This window comes from Pseudomonas sp. JL2, assembly GCF_031570495.1.
GTDB classification, from domain to species: Bacteria; Pseudomonadota; Gammaproteobacteria; order Pseudomonadales; family Pseudomonadaceae; genus Aquipseudomonas; species Aquipseudomonas rhizophila.
This window is the reverse complement of record NZ_JAKUDH010000027.1, coordinates 24,586-43,214: the sequence shown is the minus strand read 5'-3', so window position 1 is coordinate 43,214 and position 18,629 is coordinate 24,586. Positions and strand designations below refer to the sequence as shown.

Sequence of the window (18,629 nt, the reverse complement as noted above, 5' to 3'; positions counted from 1 at the left end):
GTGAGGTCGACATGGATCCCTACCGTAATCCGTTTGCGCCCGGGGCGGGCAGCAGGCCCCCTGAACTGGCGGGGCGCGACCTGATTCTTGAGGCGGCAAGAATTGCCTGTGGGCGAGCCGTCAATGGGCGAAGTGCTCGTTCCATCATGCTCCTTGGCTTAAGAGGCACGGGTAAGACGGTCCTGTTGAATGAGATAGGAAAAATTGCAAAGGAGGAAGGTCTTTTCGTCTCCAAAGTGGAGGCGCCAGAACGTGAAAGCCTTGCACGTCTTCTTTATCCTGAAATGCGAAAGGTCATGCGCGCGCTTTCCAGCGTTGAGGTCGCCAAGCAAATTGCTAATCGTGGGCTAAAAGGACTTCGCAGCTTTGCATCAATCTTCAAGATTGATATTGGCGGTATTGAGATTGGTGTTGAGCCTGAGCCTGGACTCGCGGATAGCGGAAATCTTCAATACGACCTTCCAGATCTTTTTACTGTAATAGGTGAAGCCGCACAGGCCGCCGGTAAAGGCTGGATTCTTCTCATTGATGAAGTCCAATACCTCACCGAAGCAGATCTATCGGCACTGATTGTCTCTATCCATCGCATGTCGCAAGAAGGGCTTCCGGTGCTGCTGGTCGGTGCAGGTCTTCCGCAAGTTGCTCGGTTGGCGGGTGAGGCGAAGTCATATGCCGAGCGGCTTTTCCTTTACCCGGAGGTGGGGGCGCTTGATCAACCGTCTGCGGCTCAAGCCGTTCAAAAGCCGATCCTAGAGGAGCAAGCCTCTATCGACACTGCAGCTCTGGACAGCATTGTTGATCGGACGCAGGGCTATCCTTTCTTTCTTCAAGAGTGGGCATCCACGGCATGGAACAACGCCGAGGGACCTGAAATTACCGCTGACGATGTCGAGCATTCTTATTCGGAGACATTGGCCTCTCTCGATGCGGGCTTCTTCAGGGTCCGTATCGATCGGCTTACACCTTCGGAGGTTCAGTTTGTAAAAGCCATGTCCACCCTTGGCGATGGCCCCTATGCCATCGCTGATGTTGCGAAGGTTATGGGGCGTCCTCAATCATCGCTTGGTCCGACTCGGGCCAACATCATTTCCAAGGGAATGATCTACAGCACAGATCACGGATATCTGAATTTTACAGTTCCTCTTTTCGCAGAGTTCATGCGTCGCCAGGAATGAGGGCCTGCAATGTGTGGCGAGGGGAATATCTCCTCGCCACACAGCTTGATGGTGTTGCGGTTAACGTGGCTCCACGTTATCCAACACCCGATTCGCCAACAACGAACTCAGCTCAATCAACTGCTGAATCCCCTGCGCCACATGGCGCCTCGATCCATCCAGATCAAACGCCAGATCACTCACCATGGCATCAGCCGAAGCTAACGTCTCGCTGAGGTTGGCGAGCAAGCATTCGTTATCAAGGCCTTTCACAACGGTGTATAGCTGCCCCGGTTTGGGGTCGTCTTGAGATTTTTCAGATTTCGGCAGCAAGTAGTGATCAAGCACGCGTTTTGTGGTTTCGTCTTGCTGCTTGGCTTTCGATTTTGCGGATGTAGAAGTGGAATCTGCCTCTGGCGGATTCGGGGTTATTTTGAACATAGGTGTGGGCCTCATATTAGGCCGCACCATCTCGCTACTAAACGAAAGGGTGGCGGCTGTGCGCAAGTTAGTAGACCGGTAACCCACACCAAACCCGGCGCGCCCGAGGGCGCCATGCGCACAGCCACCATCGAGAACAGGCAAATGCCTGACTGATGAGACTTGTACAACCGAAGTGGGACCCGAGCTACTAAACCCGACCACTGATGGGCAGTGGCAGGAAGACAATAGAACCCCGGGACAAGGCGCACAAGCGGGCGGATTCTGGCGTAGTTGTAGGCAAAGGCGCAAGGATGCGTGGCTTGGTGAAGGTGTGTGGGCAGGTTCTGTAGGAGCGGGGTTTGCCGGCGATGCGGGTGACTTGTTTTGGTCTGGAACCGCGTCGATTTCATCGCGAGCAGGCTCGCTCCCACAGGGGGCTGCGTTGGGCTGGATATTCGGTTCGACACAAACCACCTGTGGCGAGGGAGCTTGCTCCCGCTGGCCTGCGCAGCGGGCCCCTGCATTTCTTCAGGCAAACCGCATCGTCCGGTTTTGCGACTGCTGCGCAGCCGAGCGGGAGCAAGCTCCCTCGCCACGGGGTTGTCTGGGCTGGCGTCGGCATGTTCAACATTGATGCAAGCTGACCCGCCGCTTTCGCGAGCAAGCCCGCTCACCGCAAGGAGTTGTGGTGGGAGCAGGGGCTTTATTTGCGTTTCAGCATCTCCGGCAACTGCGCCACTAGCTTCTGGTTGTTCAACGGCGCACGAATAAACCCGCGTTGGGTGCCATCCGGGCCAATCACGGCCAGGTTACCGCTGTGATCAACCGTGTAGTTGGGTTTGCTGGTGTCCGCCGGGATGAACGGAATGCTCACCGCGTTGGCGAGTTTCTGCAGGTCTTCGATCGATGACGGGGTCAGGCCGATAAACTGCGGATCGAAGTAACCCAGGTACTGCTTGAGTTGCTTGGGCGTGTCGCGGTTCGGGTCGACGCTTACCAGCACGATCTGCAATTTATCCACAGCCTCGGGCGGCAGTTCGCTTTTGATCTGGCGCAGTTGGGCGAGGGTGGTCGGGCATATGTCCGGGCAGAAGGTGTAGCCGAAGAACAGCAGGCTCCATTTGTCTTTCAACCCGTCCATCGTCACTGGCTGACCGTCCTGGTCGGTCATTTTCACGTCCGGCAGGTTGCGGCTTTGAGGCAGCAGGATGATGCCGGCGTCGATCAGCGCCGTGGGGTCGCCTTCGCCTTTGCCGGTCAGCACTTTATTGATGGTAAGGCCGAGGATCAGCGCGATCACGGCCACGAGAATGAAGACGGTTTTCTGGGTTCGAGTCATAGGCTCAACAGTAAGTAGTGATCTACAAGCAGGGCGATGAACAGCAGGAACAAGTACCAGATAGAGTACTTGAACGTGTTGATCGCCGCGTGCGGCCGACTGCCACGGTACAACACCACGGCCCATTGCAGAAACCGGGCGCCCAGCACGAGGGCGCAAACCAGATACAGCAAGCCGCTCATCTGGATCACAAAGGGCATCAGGCTCACCGCCAGCAGCGCCAGGGTGTACAGCAGGATATGGATTTTGGTGTAGTGCTCGCCATGGGTCACCGGCAGCATCGGGATATCGGCCTTGGCGTATTCCTCCTTGCGATGAATCGCCAGGGCCCAGAAATGCGGCGGGGTCCAGGCGAAGATGATCAGCACCAGCAGCAGCGGTTCGGCGCTGACATGACCGGTGGCGGCCACCCAGCCCAGCAACGGTGGTGCCGCGCCGGCCAGGCCGCCGATGACGATGTTCTGCGGCGTCGCCCGTTTGAGGAAGCCGGTGTAGATCACCGCATAACCGAGCAAGGAGGCCAGGGTCAGCCAGGCGGTCAGCGGGTTGGTGAACGCCAGCAACAGCGCTTGGCCGGCCACAGCCAGTGCCAGGGCGAAGGTCAGTGCGGCGGCCGGTGAGACTCGGCCTTCGGCCAGTGGGCGTTTATGGGTACGGGCCATCACCGCATCGATGCGCCGGTCCACCACATGGTTGACCGCCGCCGCGCCGCCGGCACACAGGGCGATGCCCAGGTTGCCGAACACCAGCACCGTCCACGGCACCCCGGCGCGGGTGGCGAGGAACATGCCCACCAGCGAGGTGATCAGCATCAGCACCACCACTTTGGGCTTGGTCAGCTCCAGATAATCGCGCCAGATCGCTTGGCTGTGGCGTTCACCGGTCAAGGTTGCCATGGCATCTCTCCTTTTATTGTTATGGGGCTGGGGCCGTGTTTATGCGGGTTGAAGCGCCAGCGCAGCGGGACTTGATGCTTGACCCGGACCAGGCTGGTACGGGCGTGATAATTGACCAGCACCAGGCTCAACAACAGCGCGGCGCCTCCTGCGTTGTGGGCCACGGCGACCGGCAGCGGCAGGTGGAACAGCACGTTGCTGATGCCCAGGCTGATCTGGGCCGCCAGGGCCACCAACACCAGCCCCGCCAGGCGTGTCATGCCGACGGTCTTCAACTGCCAGGCCAGCCCCAGCAGCACCACCGTCACCAGCAACGCGCCGATACGGTGGGTCAAGTGAATGGCGGTGCGCGCATCGCTGTCGAGTTGGCCACCCAGGTAGTTGGGGCCGATGTGCTGGGTCAGATGAAAGCCGTTGGCAAAGTCCGCCGGTGGCAGCCATTGGCCGTGGCAGGTCGGGAAATCAACGCAGGCTACGGCGGCGTAATTGGAACTGACCCAACCGCCGAGGGCGATCTGGCCGATCACCAGCAGTAACCCGGCGGTGGCCCAATGTTGCAGACGCTTGGGCACGGTCAGCGCCGGCAACACACCAGACAATCTCAACGTGAGCAGAAACAGCAGGCTGAGGGTCGCGAACCCGCCCAGCAAATGCCCGGTCACCACTTGCGGCCACAGCTTGAGGGTCACGGTCCACATGCCGAACGCCGCCTGGGCAAAGACCACCGCCAGCAGAAACAGCGGCAGCTTCAAGGGCAGGCCTGGGTGACGCCGGTTCATCCAGGCCCGGGCAGCCAGCACGGTAATCATCAGCCCCAGAAGGCCGGCGAAGTAGCGGTGGACCATCTCGTTCCAGCCCTTGTGGGCTTCCACCGGGGCGTCGGGAAAGTGCAGTTCGGCATGTGCCAGCTGGGCTTCGCTCTTGGGTACGCTGATGAAGCCGTAGCAACCGGGCCAGTCCGGGCAGCCGAGGCCGGCGTGGGTGAGCCGGGTGTAGGCGCCCAGCAGTACGACGATCAGTGCCAGCAACGTGGCAAACAGCGCGAGGCGAAATCCAGGTTTGGCCATGTCGTTGCCCTCATCCGATGTTCGACAGTTTCAACAGATGTCGCAGGTCGTTGAGCAGTGCCTTGCCCTTGACCCGGGCGTCATAGCGCAGCACCAGGTTGCTATGGGGGTCGATGATCCACAGCTGCGCTTCGCCGTTGCCTTGGGCGCCTTTCTGATAGGCCGGCAGGTCCAGCGGGTAGCGTTGCAGTTGGGGGTATTCGCGTTGCAGTTGGGCGTCGTATTGCGCGTCCAGCGGCTGGGCGATGGCCAGGGCATGGCTGGCGCGGGAGGCGTCGCGACCCAGGCCGATCTGCACCTGACGGGCCAGGTAGACCAGTTGCCGGCAATCAGCCGAACATTCCTGCGGCGCCGTGACCAGGATCTGCCAGCGCTGCTCATCGGCTTGTACGCCGATCTCGGCGCGGGTCTGGCCGTTGCCGATCAGTTCGCCGTGGTAGCTGCGGCTTTCCGGGACCCAGAACTGGAATTTGTACATGCCGGTGGCCAGGATCATCGGGCCGATCACCCCGAGCACGATCAGCAGCAGTTGTAGGCGCCCCTTGCGACGGTTGCGCGCCGTAGGTGCCTCAGACGTGTTGGTTGGATTCATGGTGGTTCCCATGCTGTCTCCCTGCGTTATGCCATCCGAGATAAAGAAAGAGGCCGAACAGCGCCGCCGCCATGGCGAACCACTGCACGGCATAGCCGAGGTGTTTTTCCGGCCCCATGGCCACTACCGGCCAATCGGTCCGATAGGCGCCGGGGCCACTTTGCTGGCGTAATTGGTAGGCGAAACCGTTGCGGCCCAGTTCGGCCCAGAGCTTGTCCGGCTCGACCGCGGTCACCAGTCGCGGCCACGGCGCGTCGGCTGGGTCGGCGTGGAGCTGGAACGTGGTGCCCGGAGCAACGTAGACCCAGGCTTGAAGGTTCACCGCTTGTTCGGGGGTGCTGAAGGCCGGCGGAGTGCGCCGGTCAGGCCAGGGCAACCAGCCACGATTGACCAGCAGCCAGAGCCCGGTCGCCTGGTCTAGAAAGGGTTGTAGCAACTCCACGCCGACCTTGCCGTCGTGCTGGCGGTTATCCAGCAGGATGCTGTGTTCGGCGTCGAACTGGCCCCGCAGGCTGACCGGTCGAAAGGCCGGGTCCGCCGTGTGTTGCAACTCCACGCTTGCCATCGGCTGCGCCACGCGGCGTTCGGCGTAACTGTCCATGAGCACGCGCTTTTGTTCGCCCCGGCTCAATTGCCAGAACCCCAGGCACACCATCACCGGCAACAGCACGGCTACCACCAGTGACGGCACGATGCCTGGCCGGAAGCCTTTCATGGCGCCGTTCCAAAGCTGTCGAACGAGATAGCTATACTCACGTGCATCGCGTCCCCCCGGAGTGTCCCTAATGCTAAAAGCAGCCATCGTCCTGATGCTGATTGCCACGATTGCGAGCCTGTTCAGCGGCCTGTTTTTTCTGGTCAAGGACGACAGCAGTTCCAATCGCCTGGTCATCGCCCTGGCGATTCGGGTCAGTCTGGCCGCCGCCACCGTCGGCTTGATTGCCTGGGGTTTTTTCAGCGGCCAGTTGGTGTCGCATGCTCCTTGGTAAAGAGCCGCCTTGGTAACGGCTGCCTCAGAGGATGTAGACGAAGAAGAACAAGCCGATCCATACCACATCGACGAAGTGCCAGTACCAGCTCGCGGCCTCGAAGCCGAACTGATGCTCGCTGTCGAAATGCCCGCGCATGATGCGCATCAGCATCACGAACAAAATGATCGTGCCGATGGTGACGTGAGCGCCGTGGAAACCGGTGAGCATGAAGAACGTTGCGCCATAGATTCCCGAGCCCAGCGTCAGGCCCAGCTCTTTATAGGCGTGGATGTATTCCTCGGCCTGGAAGCCCAGGAAGGCGCAACCCAGCAGCACGGTGATAGCCAGCCAGATTTTCAGCGCCCCGCGATGGCCTTTTTTCAGGGCATGGTGGGCGATGGTCACGGTGACGCTGGAACTGACCAGCAGGATGGTGTTGAGCAGCGGCAAGCCCCAAGGGCTGATCACATCCTTGGGCGGTGGGAAGAGCTTGGGGTCGGGGTTGTTCAGCAACGGCCAGACGTATTCGAAGTTCGGCCAAAGCATCTCCGACAGGCCCTTGCTGCCTTCACCGGCCAAGCCGGGCGCCGAGATCATGCGCACATAGAACAGCGCGCCGAAGAAGGCGATGAAGAACATCACTTCAGAGAAGATGAACCAGCTCATGCCCCAGCGAAATGAGCGGTCGAGCTGCGCACTGTAGAGCCCGGCGCGACTTTCCTTGATGACCGCGCCGAACCAGCCGAACAGCATGTAGGCCAGCAACAGGCCGCCGACAAAAAAGATCAGCGGGCCGTTGGAGTCGGGCCGGTCAGCCTTCAGGTCGTTGAACCAGGTCGCCAGGCCGTACACCGTGACGAACATCCCGACGGTGGCGATGATCGGCCATTTACTCTGGGCCGGAACGTAATAGTGTTCGTGAGTTGCCATTTATTGTTCTCCTTATCGGGCACGCTATCGGTCAGTGTTTACAGCCACCGGTGGATGACGAGCGGTGATATCGAACAGCGTGTAGGACAGCGTCAGGTGCTTCACTTCCTTGGGCATGTCCCGGTCAACGATGAAGCGCATGGGCATTTCGATACGTTCGCCGGGTTGCAGCACTTGCTGGGTAAAACAAAAGCATTCGGTCTTGTGGAAATAGGCCGCCGCGTTGCTCGGTGCGATGCTGGGAACCGCCTGGGCGCTCATCGGCCGATCGGTGGGGTTGTGGGCAATGAACACCATCTCGTTCACGGCCCCCGGCTGAACCACCAGTTCATCGCCCTTGGGGTAGAAATCCCAGACCATGTCCACTGAGTTGGTCGACAGGAACTGCACGCGAACCTGGCGCGACTCATCCACGGTTTGCTCGCCTTCGTACTGCCCGGCGGTCTTGCCGTTGATGCCGAAGGCTTTGCACATCACGTCGTAGATCGGCACCAGGGCAAACCCGAAGACAAACATCGCCACCACCACCAGCAACAGGCGCGTGACCAGTTTCTTCAGCGAAATCGAATCAGCCATGATTTCCAGTCCCTACCGAGAACCCTGTGGGAGCGAGCTTGCTCGCGATGGCGGCGACTCGGTGTGTCAGACACACCGCTATCGCGAGCAAGCTCGCTCCCACATAAGCCCCCGGTGTCATCTATTTCACTTCCGGCGGCGTAGTGAAGGTGTGATACGGCGCCGGTGAAGGCACGCTCCACTCCAACCCCTCAGCCCCATCCCACGGCTTGGCCGGAGCCGGCTCGCCGCCGCGGATGGTCTTGATCACGATGAACAGGAAGAACAACTGCGTGGTGCCGAACATGAACGCGCCGATGGACGAGACCATGTTGAAGTCGGCGAACTGCAGGTTGTAGTCCGGGATCCGCCGGGGCATGCCCGCCAGGCCTACGAAGTGCATCGGGAAGAACGCCAGGTTCATGCCGACGAACGACAGCCAGAAGTGCAGCTTGCCGAGGGTTTCGTCGTACATGTGGCCGGTCCATTTCGGCAGCCAGTAGTAGGCGGAGGCGAAGATCCCGAAGATCGCGCCGGGCACCAGCACATAGTGGAAGTGCGCGACCACGAAGTAGGTGTCCTGGTACTGGAAGTCCGCCGGAGCGATGGCCAGCATCAGTCCGGAGAAGCCGCCGATGGAAAACAGGATCACGAAGGCCACGGCAAACAGCATCGGCGTCTCGAAGGTCAGCGAGCCTTGCCACATAGTGCTGGCCCAGTTGAACACCTTAACCCCGGTGGGCACGGCGATCAGCAGGGTGGCGTACATGAAGAACAGCTCGCCCACCAGCGGAATGCCCACCACGAACATGTGGTGCGCCCAGACGATGAACGACAGGAACGCAATGGCGGCCGTGGCGTAGACCATGGAGGTGTAGCCAAACAACGGTTTGCGCGAGAAGGCCGGGATGATCGAGCTGACGGCACCGAAGGCCGGCAGGATCATGATGTACACCTCGGGATGGCCGAAGAACCAGAACACGTGCTGGAACAGCACCGGGTCACCGCCGCCGGCAGCACTGAAGAAGCTGGTGCCGAAGTGGATGTCCATCAGCATCATCGTCACGCAACCGGCCAGCACCGGCATCACCGCGATCAGCAGGAACGCAGTGATCAGCCAGGTCCAGACGAACAGCGGCATCTTCATCAGGGTCATGCCGGGGGCGCGCAGGTTGAGGATGGTGGCGACCACGTTGATCGCGCCCATGATCGAGCTGATGCCCATCAGGTGGATGGCAAAGATAAAGAACGTCACGCTTTCCGGCGCATAGGTGGTGGACAGCGGCGCGTAGAAGGTCCAGCCGAAGTTCGGCCCGCCGCCAGGGGTGAACAGGGTCGACACCAGCATCAGGAACGCCGCCGGCAACAACCAGAAACTGAAGTTGTTCATCCGTGGCAGGGCCATGTCCGGCGCCCCGATCATCAGCGGGATCATCCAGTTGGCCAGACCGACGAAGGCCGGCATCACCGCGCCGAAGACCATCACCAGGCCATGCATGGTGGTCATCTGATTGAAGAACTCCGGCTGCACGATCTGCAGGCCGGGCTGGAACAGCTCGGCACGGATCACCATGGCGAACGAGCCGCCGAGCAGGAACATGGAGAAGGCGAACCACAGGTACAGCGTGCCGATATCCTTGTGGTTGGTGGTCAGTACCCAGCGCATCAGCCCTTTGGCGGGGCCGTGGGCGTGGTCGGCATGACCGTGGTCATCGATCACAGCACTCATGTCCTGTCTCCTTCGAACGAGTGGGCTGGGCGGCGCGCGGCGATGAGCTGCGACCGGTTGAGGGAACAAACGTCAGGCCGGCTCATTGGCTTTCTGCCTGTTTGAGTTCCAGCACTTGTTTAGGCGTAACCATGTCGCCCTTGTTGTTGCCCCAGGCGTTACGTTCATAGGTCACGACCGCCGCGATATCGACTTCCGACAACTGTTTGCCGAACGCCGCCATGGAGGTGCCCGGTTTGCCGTGGAAGACAATGTTCAGGTGATCAGCCACAGGGCCAGTGGCGATTTTCGAGCCCTTGAGCGCCGGGAACATCGGCGGCAGGCCCTGGCCTTCGGCCTGGTGACAGGCCACGCAGGTGGTGTGATAGACCTTGTCGCCACGTTCGATGAGCTCTTGCAGGGTCCATTCCTTGCTGGTCAGCTCTTTGAGTTGCGCGGCTTCGGTCTTGCGCTCGGCCAGCCATGCTTCGTAGTCGGGCTTGCTCTTGACCTCGACAACGATGGGCATGAACCCGTGGTCCTTACCGCACAGTTCGGCGCATTGGCCGCGATACAGGCCGGGCTTGTCGACGCGGGTCCAGGCTTCGTTGACGAAGCCGGGAATCGCATCGCGCTTGACCGCGAACGCCGGCACCCACCAGGAGTGGATCACGTCGGCGGAGGTGACCAGAAAGCGCACCTTGGCATCGACCGGCAGCACCAGCGGCTTGTCGACTTCCAGCAGGTAATGTTCGCCCTTGGCGCTCTGGTTATTGATTTGTTCGGCGGGGGTGGCCAGGTTGCTGAAGAACTCGACGTCCTGCCCCAGGTACTTGTAGTGCCACTTCCACTGATAGCCGGTGACCTGGATATCGATGTCCGACTCGCTGGAGTCGTACATCTTGATCAGGGTCGCGGTGGCGGGAACCGCCATGGCAACCAGGATCAGGAAAGGCACGATGGTCCAGAGGATTTCGACGCGGGTGTTTTCGTGGAAATTGGCCGCGTTCTGGCCGGTTGAGCGGCGGTGCATCATCATCGACCAGAACATGGCGCCGAAGACGATGATGCCGATCACTACACAGATCCAGAAGATGGTCATGTGCAGGTCGAACACTGCATTGCTGATCTGTGTCGCTCCAGGCGCCATATTCACAGTCCAGGCTGCTTGCGCCTGGCTGAAAATCGACCACAACAGGAGGCCCATCCATACGTGTGGATGTCGCGTCATTGCGGGTTCCCCTTATCGTTCTTGTTATCCCGTCGGCGTAACGCCAGCGGCAAGGGATCGGCTACTTCAGACTACCAACTTGACTCGCCGCGCCTTGCTGCACATGCAATCGGGTGTCATCAGCTAACTCCATTCCAAACCGAGTATAGACAGCGACTGCAACCTCGCAACGCGATGGCGTAAATCGTTTGAAACAGGCAGGGCTTGCGCTAGAGCCCACGAATGGAGAAGGATGCGAACCTGAGTGATGGCAAACCGATATAACTGCGACGTATCAAGGATGAGTAGGTTTATGAAAAATAGGTCTTAGGAGTGTTTTTGCGCCAGCTAAGTTATGTCTTCCTTATTTCATTGCCTTGTTCCCTGGAGTTGTCATGAACACCGCCGCATTGCGCGAGCAGATCCAAAAAGCCCAACAACATGAGGCCGAGACCGGCCAACTGACGCGTCAGCTGGAAGCCCAGCTGCCGAACCTGCACGCCGCGATCCAACTGCCGGACATCGACGCCAAGGGCGTGATGACCCGCTTTGTCACCGCGTATATCGAGCAAGTGCCCGACCTGCTGGACGCAGCCAACGAGGTGGCCCGCGAAGCTGGCATCGAATCGCAGATCAAACCGGTGCTGAAAATCGCCGAGCAGTTTTTCCTCCAGCCACCCAAGGTCATGGAGGGTCACGTCGGCCTGGACAGCCTGCTGGACGAAGCCTACCTGGCCCATCGGCTGGTGGAAGAGGTCAACGACCTGTACATCAAGCACTTCGGCCAGCCGCTGATTCCGTTGGATATGACGGTGGCCAACCTGATCGCTCACCATTTGATCGGCGAACCCTTTGCCAATCAACTGGATGAAGCGGTGCATCACGCGGTCGATGAAATGCTCGACGAAGACAGCTTTGCGCTGGAGTCGGTGGAGTCTTACCGGGAAAAACTCAGCAACCCGGACACGGGCGCTGCCTGGAAACGCTGGCCGTGCCTGTCGCGGCAGTTGGGCGTAGGGCTGGAGCTGGATCAGCCGGCGGCTTGATCTGGCCGAAACACTCATCCCCTGTGGGTGTTCACAGAAATTGTGTCCACCACAGATCCCTGTGGGAGCGAGCCTGCTCGCGATAGCGGTTGAACCTGCAACATTAATGTCGACTGATTCACCGCTATCGCGAGCAGGCTCGCTCCCACATTTTGCTCAAGGTGTCAGGTGGCCGCTGCGCCCACCCCCACCGTGGTGCGCAAGCGCCCTTCCAGCCTGCGCTTGAGCCCACGGGATTCGATCAACAGCTTCGAGCCCTTGCTGGCATTCGCCCGGCCCCATTCTTCCAAAAGCTCCAGGCACGAATGGTCGATGTAGCTCAGGTTATTGAGCGGCACATGCACCGTCGCGCCTGTGGGAATGGTGCCCAGCACCTGGGTCAGCGCCGGAACCTTCAGGAAGGTTGCCGCCCCCACCAGTCGCAATTCCATCTCACCGTCCTGGGGCAGATCGATCAGGCTGATTTTCAGTCGGGAGGCTTTCCAGGCCAGTTTTGCCAGGGTCAGGCCGAAACCGATCAATACGCCGGTCAGCAGGTCGGTGAAGATGATCGCCAGCGCCGTCGCGGCATAGGTGAACATCGGCATCCGGCCATACCGTCCCAGCCCGCGAAACGCCTTGAGATCCACCAGTTTGAAACCGGTGTACACCAACACACCCGCCAGGCTCGCCACCGGAATGCTCTGTAGCACGCTGGACAGCAGAAGCACGAAGAGCAACAGCCACAGGCCATGGAAAATCGTCGACATCCGCGTGGTGGCCCCGGCCTGGACGTTGGCCGAACTGCGCACGATCACGCCGGTCATCGGCAGGGCGCCGAGCAGACCGCAGAGCATATTACCGATGCCCTGGGCGGACAGTTCCCGGTCGAAGTCTGCGCGTTCGCCGCTGTGCATGCGGTCCACGGCAGCGGCCGAGAGCAGCGTTTCGGCACTGGCGATGAAAGCGACAGCGAACGCGGCGATCAGCAACGTGGGGTCGGCCAGGTTCAGCAGGTCCGCCGGGCGCAGCCAATCAATGGCTTCGGCAAGGTTTTCCGGGACCTCCACGCGCTTGACCTGCAAGGCCAACAGCAGGCTGGCAATGGTCGCCAGGCCCACGCCGAGCAAGGCACCGGGAACAAAGCGCAAGCTGTGAGGGCGAAACTTTTCCCACAACCACATCACCGCAATCGTCGACAAACCGAGCAGACCCGCCTGCCAGCCAAACGACGGCAACGCCTGGGCCACTGCCGCCGGGAACGCCGCCAGATTATCCAGCCCCGACGGCTTAGGCACCGCGTCGAGCATCACATGGACCTGGGACAAGACGATCAGCACACCGATACCCGCCAGCATGCCGTAGACCACCGCGGGCGCGGTTACCCGGAACCAGCAGCCCAGGCGAAAGCGCCCGGCCAGTAACTGTAGAAGACCGGCCAACAGCAGAATCGGCCCGAGCATCGCGACGCCGTGCTGGCGCACCAGTTCGAAGACCAGTACCGCCAACCCGGCGGCCGGGCCGCTGACTTGCAACTTGGAGCCGGCCAGAAAACCCACCACCAGACCACCGATGATGCCGGTGATCAGACCTTTGGCCGGTGGCAGGCCGGACGCGATGGCAATGCCCATGCACAAGGGCAGCGCCACCAGAAACACCACCACGGAAGCCAACAGCTCCCGTGGCAGAACAGCTTTTAATTGAGCAGCACGCATGGCGACTCTCCCGAAGTTTTCTTCAGGCATGGCAAGGCCCGACCGCTCAAATGGCAGGCTGGGCTTGTACCACGCAAGGATGTTTAGGAGTGGTTAGAAGCGCGCTTTAGGCGTCGCCACCGGTATCGGATGGCTGCCATCGAGCGGCAGGAAACAGCCCTGGTCCGCGTCGTAGGCTTTGATCTCGCTGGTCTCGATGTTGTACACCCAGCCATGGATGAACAATTGGCCGTTGGCCATGCGAGAGGCGACCGAGGGATGCGTTCGCAAATGCTGCAACTGCGCGATCACGTTCTCCTCAGTGAGGATGGGCATGATCTGTTTTTCGTCGCCGCACGGGCAGTTGTCATGAACCATGGTCTTGGCCACTTCGGCGTGGCGCAACCAAGCTTTGACCGTGGGCATTTTTTCCAGGGTGTCGGGATTCAACACCGCACGCATGGCGCCGCAGTCGGAGTGACCGCAGACGATGATGTGCTGCACACCCAGGGCCAGCACGGCGTATTCGATGGCGGTGGAGACGCCGCCGTTCATCTGCCCGTACGGCGGAACGACGTTGCCGACGTTGCGGGTCACAAACAGGTCGCCTGGGGAGCTATGGGTAATCAGCTCGGGCACGATGCGCGAATCGGCGCAGGTGATGAACATCGCCCTGGGCGCTTGCGCCGTGGCGAGTTTCTTGAAGAGCTCTTCCTGCTGGGGAAAGATTTCGTGATGGAAATGCAAAAAGCCGTCAACAATATGCTGCAGCGCTGCATCGGCGGTTTCCGCCTCGGGTTGGGCTGAAGCCGACGCAGCCAACGGCTGTTTATCCTTGTCACTCATGATTCATCCTCTTTGACGGTATAGCGCCAGTGGCTGGTTAAAAAACATCCAGGTCGAAATGTTCGACTTGTCAGTCACTCGATGAACAAGGTAGCGACCGAAACTTAACTCAAACTGAATCAAAGGCTCTAGAACAACGATTACAGGTGTGACCGGGAAGCAAGCGCCGCTCATGCCTGCCCATGCCCCACGTTCAACTTTAATCAAATCAAAGACATCTGTCGGCCCGGCGGACAAAAGGCGTTGCAATCGAGATTGTAACCTTCCCGGCGCTCAAGCCCCAGACGCTTGAGCGCCTTGGCGAAACGCTGGGCCAGCAGGTCGGCGAACGGGCCTTCGCCACGCATCCGAGAACCGAAGCGGCTGTCATACAGTTCGCCGCCACGGCTCTGGCGAACCAGGCTCAGTACATGAGCCGCGCGTTGCGGGTAGTGCGCCTGCAGCCATTCTTCAAACAGCGGCGCGACCTCCAATGGCAGGCGCAACATGATGTAGGAAGCACTCTGCGCGCCGGCGGCGTGGGCCTCGGCCAGCAGATTTTCAATCTCGCTGTCATTGATCATCGGGATCATCGGCGAACACAGCACCCCCACGGCAATGCCCGCCTCGCGCATGACCTTGATCGCCCGTAATCGCGCCTTGGGCGCCGCCGCGCGCGGTTCGAGGATGCGCTTGAGTTCATCGTCCAGGGTGGTGAGGCTGATCATGACCTTTACCAGGCGCTGTTGCGCCAGCTCGGTCAGCAGGTCCAAGTCGCGCAGAATCAGCGAGCCTTTGGTGACGATGGTCACCGGATGACGGTAGCGCAGCAGCACTTCGAGAATCCGGCGCGTAATGCGATGTTCGCGTTCGATCGGCTGGTAAGGGTCGGTATTGGAGCCCAGGTTGATTGGGGCGCATTGATAGCCACGCCTGGACAGCTGTTCCTCCAGTACGTCGGCGGCATTGGTCTTGGCGATCAGTCTGGTTTCGAAATCCAGCCCGGGCGACATGTCCCAGTAAGCGTGGCTGGGCCGCGCATAGCAGTAGATACAGCCATGTTCACAGCCCCGGTATGGATTGATGGAGCGATCGAAAGGCAGATCCGGCGAGGTGTTGCGGGTGATGATGGTTTTGGCCGTTTCGATCCGCACTTCGGTGCCTTGGGTCGGCGGTACTTCCTGATACCAGCCATCATCTTCGACCACCGAGCGACTCGGGGCGAAGCGGTTGTGTGGGTTGGTGGCGGTGCCACGGCCACGGGGCGGAAGAGAGATGGACATTGGAAGGCTCCGTTGCTGTACGTGCATACAGTATTCGCTGGGATTCAATTAGGCCAGCGCCGTTCAGCAGCCCACCGCCACGGATCGTGTTCACGTCGTGTTGACGTCTTGCTCACAGGCCTTTAACCGGCTCGTGCCGAAACTGACCGTCTCGTTCTTCTTCGTTTCGGTCGTCCACGCATGTTCAAACTCTATTCCCGCTCGCTGCTCCTCCTGTCCTTGTTCCTGGTCTTTGCCGAGTCCCAAGCCCGGGCGGCCGATCTGGGCGAGGCAAGGTCTTCCGAATGGGCCCAGCCGGTGGAAAAGCGCTACAACCTTTATCAAATGTCGCCGGCGCTTTACCGCAGCGCCTTGCCGGACGCTGATGCCTTGCCTCTGCTGACGAGGCTCAACATCGGCACAGTCATCACATTTCTGCCGGATTCGGACGCGAGTTGGTTATCCACACCCGGCGTCAAGCAAGTGCAGTTGCCTTATCGCACCAATCATGTGGACGACAGCGACATCCTCGCCGCCTTGCGCGCCATTCAGACTGCCGAAACCGATGGCCCGGTATTGATGCACTGCAAGCATGGTTCGGACCGCACCGGGTTGGTGGCGGCCATGTACAGGGTGGTCGTACAGGGCTGGAGCAAAGAGGAGGCCTTGAACGAAATGACTGAAGGCGGCTTCGGCAACAACCCGCACTTCAAGGACGGGGTTCGTTACATGATGCGGGCCGATGTTGAGAAGCTCCGTGTTGCGCTGGCCAACGGCGACTGCAGTACCAGCGTTTTTGCTCTTTGCTCGCTGCAAAGCTGGGTCGGTTCCGTCATCACGACTCGTCAGCCCGACCCACAGGTTATTCGCCCTTCACCCTGACGGCTGGCATCCCTGCAAAGGCTGCCACGGACTCGGCCAGAGGCCTTGAATCGCCAGGGCCGAATATTGTTTCACGCAACGCCCGGCCTGTTGTCCCGTTGAACAACCCCTCCTGCTCAAACCTTTGGAACGCGGTGATTGCCAACGCTTTTGACCAGGCATAGGCGTAAATCCGGGCCGCATAACCGGTCACCATGTAATCCAGGCCATTGGGCCAGCGTTCGCTCCCCCATACGGGCAGATGCCCGACTTGGGCGCTGACTTGATCGAATACCTGCTGAGCCGTGCGCCCATCGCCGTGGGTCAGGTGCAGTTCCATGTCAAACAGCGCGTTGCGCAGCAGCGAGGCGGTTTCCCAGCTGGCTTGAGTGTTGGCGAAGGTCAGCAACTGATCGGCGATGGCATCGGGCATGGCCGCGCCGGTCTGGTAATGCTTTGACAGACGGACCAGGCATTGCCGGGTAAAGCACCATTGTTCCAGTAGCACCCCGGCAAATTCCGAGGTGTCCCGGGAGAGCTCGGTGATGCCCGATACGTCGCGATACTCGGCGCGGGTCAACACATGGTGCAAGCAATGGCCGAACTCATGAAAGAGAATTCGCAGTTGCAGATGGTCGAGCAAGACCGGCGATGCATCTGAGCTGCGCGCCAGCCAGCCGTGCAACACGGCGATGGGATGTCGGGGCCGGCCCTCGGCCGTGATGCGGCGGTTTCGCAGGGTGGTGGTGTTCGGGTAACCGTCTCTGTTCGCATCCTCGAACGGATCGAAATAGATGTAGCCGATGGTCTGGTCCCACTCGCGGACTTCGAAAAGACGCACGTCCGGATGCCACGTGGCCGCGTCAGCGCGTTCGAGAATGTCCACCCCAAACAGATCCTTGGCGATCAGCAATAGCTGTGAAAAGGTGGACTCCAGCTCGAACCAGACGCTGAGGGCCAGCTTCGAGATGCCGGCCGTATGCTGACGAAGTTTTTCTACCAGATATGGGTAATCCCAAGGTTGAAGCTCGGTGAAACCTTGCCTTCGGGCAAATGCCCTGAGTTGTTCGGCGTCGCGGGCAAAGAGGTCCTGTTGTTGTTCAAGCTGATCGCGCAAGAACCCCATCACCTGTTCGGGAGACTCGGCTTGCTCAGGCTCGATGACCATTTGAGCGAAATTCGAATAACCCAGTAACGTCGCATACCGACGACGATCTTCCAGCAAGCGTCTGAGCACCTCGCTGTTATCAAACCGGCCAGCGTCGGGGCCCTGGTCCGAGGCGCGTGTGCTGTAGGCCAGGTACACCTCTTTGCGCAAAAGACGATTGTCCGCGTAGCTGGTGACGATGCCAAACGATGCATCACTGAGGGTCAGCAGCCATCCCGTGCGCCCGGCCTCGCGGGCCTGTTTGGCCAGCTGTTGTTTGAATTGCGGCGCCAGGCCGCTCAACTGAGCCTCATCGTCGAACGCTTTGCTCCAGGCCTTGTTGGCCTTGTGCAACTGATCGAGGAACAATTCCCGGCCCTGTTGAATGCGTTGCTGCAGGACTTTCAAATCTGACGGTGCGGTATGGGCCAACCCGTGCTGGCGAAACTGGCGCAGGGCCTTCTCCAGAACTCTTTTACGAGGCGGTTCGAAGTGCCTGGCAATCTCGCTGTTGGCCAAGCGCTCATAGAGTTGGAACAATTGGCAATTGTGTCTCAGCGCGCTCTGGAAATCGTGCACCCGTTCGCTGCAGTCGAGCGAAGCCTGGGCCCAGTCGTCTCCTGGCCGGGTGGACGCCAGCAGATCCAGCAGGTCGTCGAAACCCTTCAAGCGGGCGTGAATCTCGTCCATGGCCAACACCAGATCGTCCCAGGTGGGGAAGGGTGTCTGAGTCTTGATGATGTCGGCCACTTGATCGCGGCTCTCGGCAAGGATCCGGTCGAGGGCCGGTGAAAAATGTTTGGCTTGGATCTGCGCAAAGGGGGGCAGGTCATAGGCCTGCAACAGCGGATTGTCATTGTCGGGCATGGCAGCCTTCCTGTCTGTCTGGACTGGGGAACAGTCTGGAGAGGAAGGCGTGACGCGTTGCGGTATATATGTATCGCTTCCGGGCCGGGCGGCCCGGAAGGTG

At 60.1% G+C, this 18,629-nt stretch carries 18 protein-coding genes; 4 read left to right on the top strand and 14 right to left on the bottom strand.

The window, feature by feature from the left end; translation table 11 throughout:
• Window positions 1–11 precede the first annotated feature (11 nt).
• Window positions 12–1,175 carry an ATP-binding protein gene (locus tag MKS85_RS25355; RefSeq protein ID WP_107323203.1) on the top strand — a complete coding sequence of 388 codons (1,164 nt, stop codon included), beginning with the start codon at window positions 12–14 and terminating at the stop codon, window positions 1,173–1,175.
• Between the two features lie 60 nt (window positions 1,176–1,235).
• On the opposite strand, the gene MKS85_RS25350 is transcribed toward MKS85_RS25355, so the two are convergent.
• From MKS85_RS25350 to MKS85_RS25325, 6 genes are all read right to left on the bottom strand, one after another.
• The gene (locus MKS85_RS25350; protein ID WP_139048738.1) at window positions 1,236–1,595 is read right to left on the bottom strand and encodes a DUF6124 family protein; all 360 of its coding nucleotides are present in this window, start codon (window positions 1,593–1,595) and stop codon (window positions 1,236–1,238) included.
• Window positions 1,596–2,280: 685 nt separating this feature from the next.
• Entirely contained in the window at window positions 2,281–2,916 is a 636-nt protein-coding gene (locus MKS85_RS25345) for an SCO family protein (RefSeq protein ID WP_076383131.1), read from the bottom strand.
• A complete protein-coding gene (gene cyoE / locus MKS85_RS25340) occupies window positions 2,913–3,812 on the bottom strand; it encodes a heme o synthase (RefSeq protein WP_107323205.1) in 900 nt (299 codons plus the stop codon). Before cyoE ends, MKS85_RS25345 begins: the two co-directional genes overlap by 4 nt.
• The gene (locus MKS85_RS25335; RefSeq protein ID WP_188252228.1) at window positions 3,800–4,879 is read right to left on the bottom strand and encodes a heme A synthase; all 1,080 of its coding nucleotides are present in this window, start codon (window positions 4,877–4,879) and stop codon (window positions 3,800–3,802) included. Before MKS85_RS25335 ends, cyoE begins: the two co-directional genes overlap by 13 nt.
• Window positions 4,880–4,889: 10 nt before the next feature.
• On the bottom strand, window positions 4,890–5,483 hold the full coding sequence (locus MKS85_RS25330) for a hypothetical protein (RefSeq protein WP_107323207.1): 594 nt from the start codon (window positions 5,481–5,483) through the stop codon (window positions 4,890–4,892).
• Entirely contained in the window at window positions 5,449–6,186 is a 738-nt protein-coding gene (locus MKS85_RS25325; RefSeq protein ID WP_047230050.1) for an SURF1 family protein, read from the bottom strand. The genes MKS85_RS25330 and MKS85_RS25325 overlap by 35 nt, the downstream gene beginning before the upstream one ends.
• 70 nt (window positions 6,187–6,256) lie before the next feature.
• On the opposite strand from MKS85_RS25325, the gene MKS85_RS25320 reads away from it, so the two are divergent.
• Window positions 6,257–6,460 carry a twin transmembrane helix small protein gene (locus MKS85_RS25320; protein ID WP_014335867.1) on the top strand — a complete coding sequence of 68 codons (204 nt, stop codon included), beginning with the start codon at window positions 6,257–6,259 and terminating at the stop codon, window positions 6,458–6,460.
• Window positions 6,461–6,484: 24 nt separating this feature from the next.
• Here the strand turns inward: MKS85_RS25320 and MKS85_RS25315 are convergent, their stop codons facing one another.
• The 4 genes from MKS85_RS25315 to coxB all read right to left on the bottom strand — a co-directional run bounded on the left by MKS85_RS25315 (window position 6,485) and on the right by coxB (window position 10,866).
• Entirely contained in the window at window positions 6,485–7,372 is an 888-nt protein-coding gene (locus tag MKS85_RS25315) for a cytochrome c oxidase subunit 3 (protein WP_188252229.1), read from the bottom strand.
• 24 nt (window positions 7,373–7,396) lie between these two features.
• The gene (locus tag MKS85_RS25310; protein ID WP_188252230.1) at window positions 7,397–7,948 is read right to left on the bottom strand and encodes a cytochrome c oxidase assembly protein; all 552 of its coding nucleotides are present in this window, start codon (window positions 7,946–7,948) and stop codon (window positions 7,397–7,399) included.
• A gap of 121 nt (window positions 7,949–8,069) precedes the next feature.
• Window positions 8,070–9,656 (bottom strand): cytochrome c oxidase subunit I, encoded by a 1,587-nt coding sequence (ctaD, locus tag MKS85_RS25305; RefSeq protein ID WP_047230053.1) that lies wholly within the window; start codon window positions 9,654–9,656, stop codon window positions 8,070–8,072.
• Between the two features lie 82 nt (window positions 9,657–9,738).
• Window positions 9,739–10,866, bottom strand: coding sequence for a cytochrome c oxidase subunit II (gene coxB / locus MKS85_RS25300; protein WP_188252231.1), 1,128 nt, complete (start codon window positions 10,864–10,866; stop codon window positions 9,739–9,741).
• A gap of 374 nt (window positions 10,867–11,240) precedes the next feature.
• Here coxB and MKS85_RS25295 point away from each other — a divergent pair, with 374 nt between their 5' ends.
• A complete protein-coding gene (locus MKS85_RS25295) occupies window positions 11,241–11,891 on the top strand; it encodes a hypothetical protein (RefSeq protein ID WP_047230055.1) in 651 nt (216 codons plus the stop codon).
• 164 nt (window positions 11,892–12,055) lie between these two features.
• Here MKS85_RS25295 and MKS85_RS25290 read toward each other — a convergent pair whose 3' ends face one another.
• From MKS85_RS25290 to MKS85_RS25280, 3 genes are all read right to left on the bottom strand, one after another.
• Entirely contained in the window at window positions 12,056–13,585 is a 1,530-nt protein-coding gene (locus tag MKS85_RS25290) for a SulP family inorganic anion transporter (RefSeq protein ID WP_188252232.1), read from the bottom strand.
• Window positions 13,586–13,678: 93 nt separating this feature from the next.
• Window positions 13,679–14,410, bottom strand: coding sequence for a carbonic anhydrase (locus tag MKS85_RS25285; RefSeq protein WP_047230057.1), 732 nt, complete (start codon window positions 14,408–14,410; stop codon window positions 13,679–13,681).
• 203 nt (window positions 14,411–14,613) lie between these two features.
• Complete coding sequence (locus MKS85_RS25280) at window positions 14,614–15,672, bottom strand: PA0069 family radical SAM protein (protein WP_188252233.1); 1,059 nt, start codon at window positions 15,670–15,672, stop codon at window positions 14,614–14,616.
• 180 nt (window positions 15,673–15,852) lie between these two features.
• On the opposite strand from MKS85_RS25280, the gene MKS85_RS25275 reads away from it, so the two are divergent.
• Window positions 15,853–16,533: a tyrosine-protein phosphatase gene (locus MKS85_RS25275; RefSeq protein WP_188252234.1), complete on the top strand. Its 681-nt coding sequence runs from the start codon at window positions 15,853–15,855 to the stop codon at window positions 16,531–16,533.
• Here the strand turns inward: MKS85_RS25275 and MKS85_RS25270 are convergent.
• On the bottom strand, window positions 16,514–18,526 hold the full coding sequence (locus MKS85_RS25270) for a M3 family metallopeptidase (RefSeq protein ID WP_310663158.1): 2,013 nt from the start codon (window positions 18,524–18,526) through the stop codon (window positions 16,514–16,516). The genes MKS85_RS25275 and MKS85_RS25270 overlap by 20 nt on opposite strands.
• Window positions 18,527–18,629: the final 103 nt, after the last annotated feature.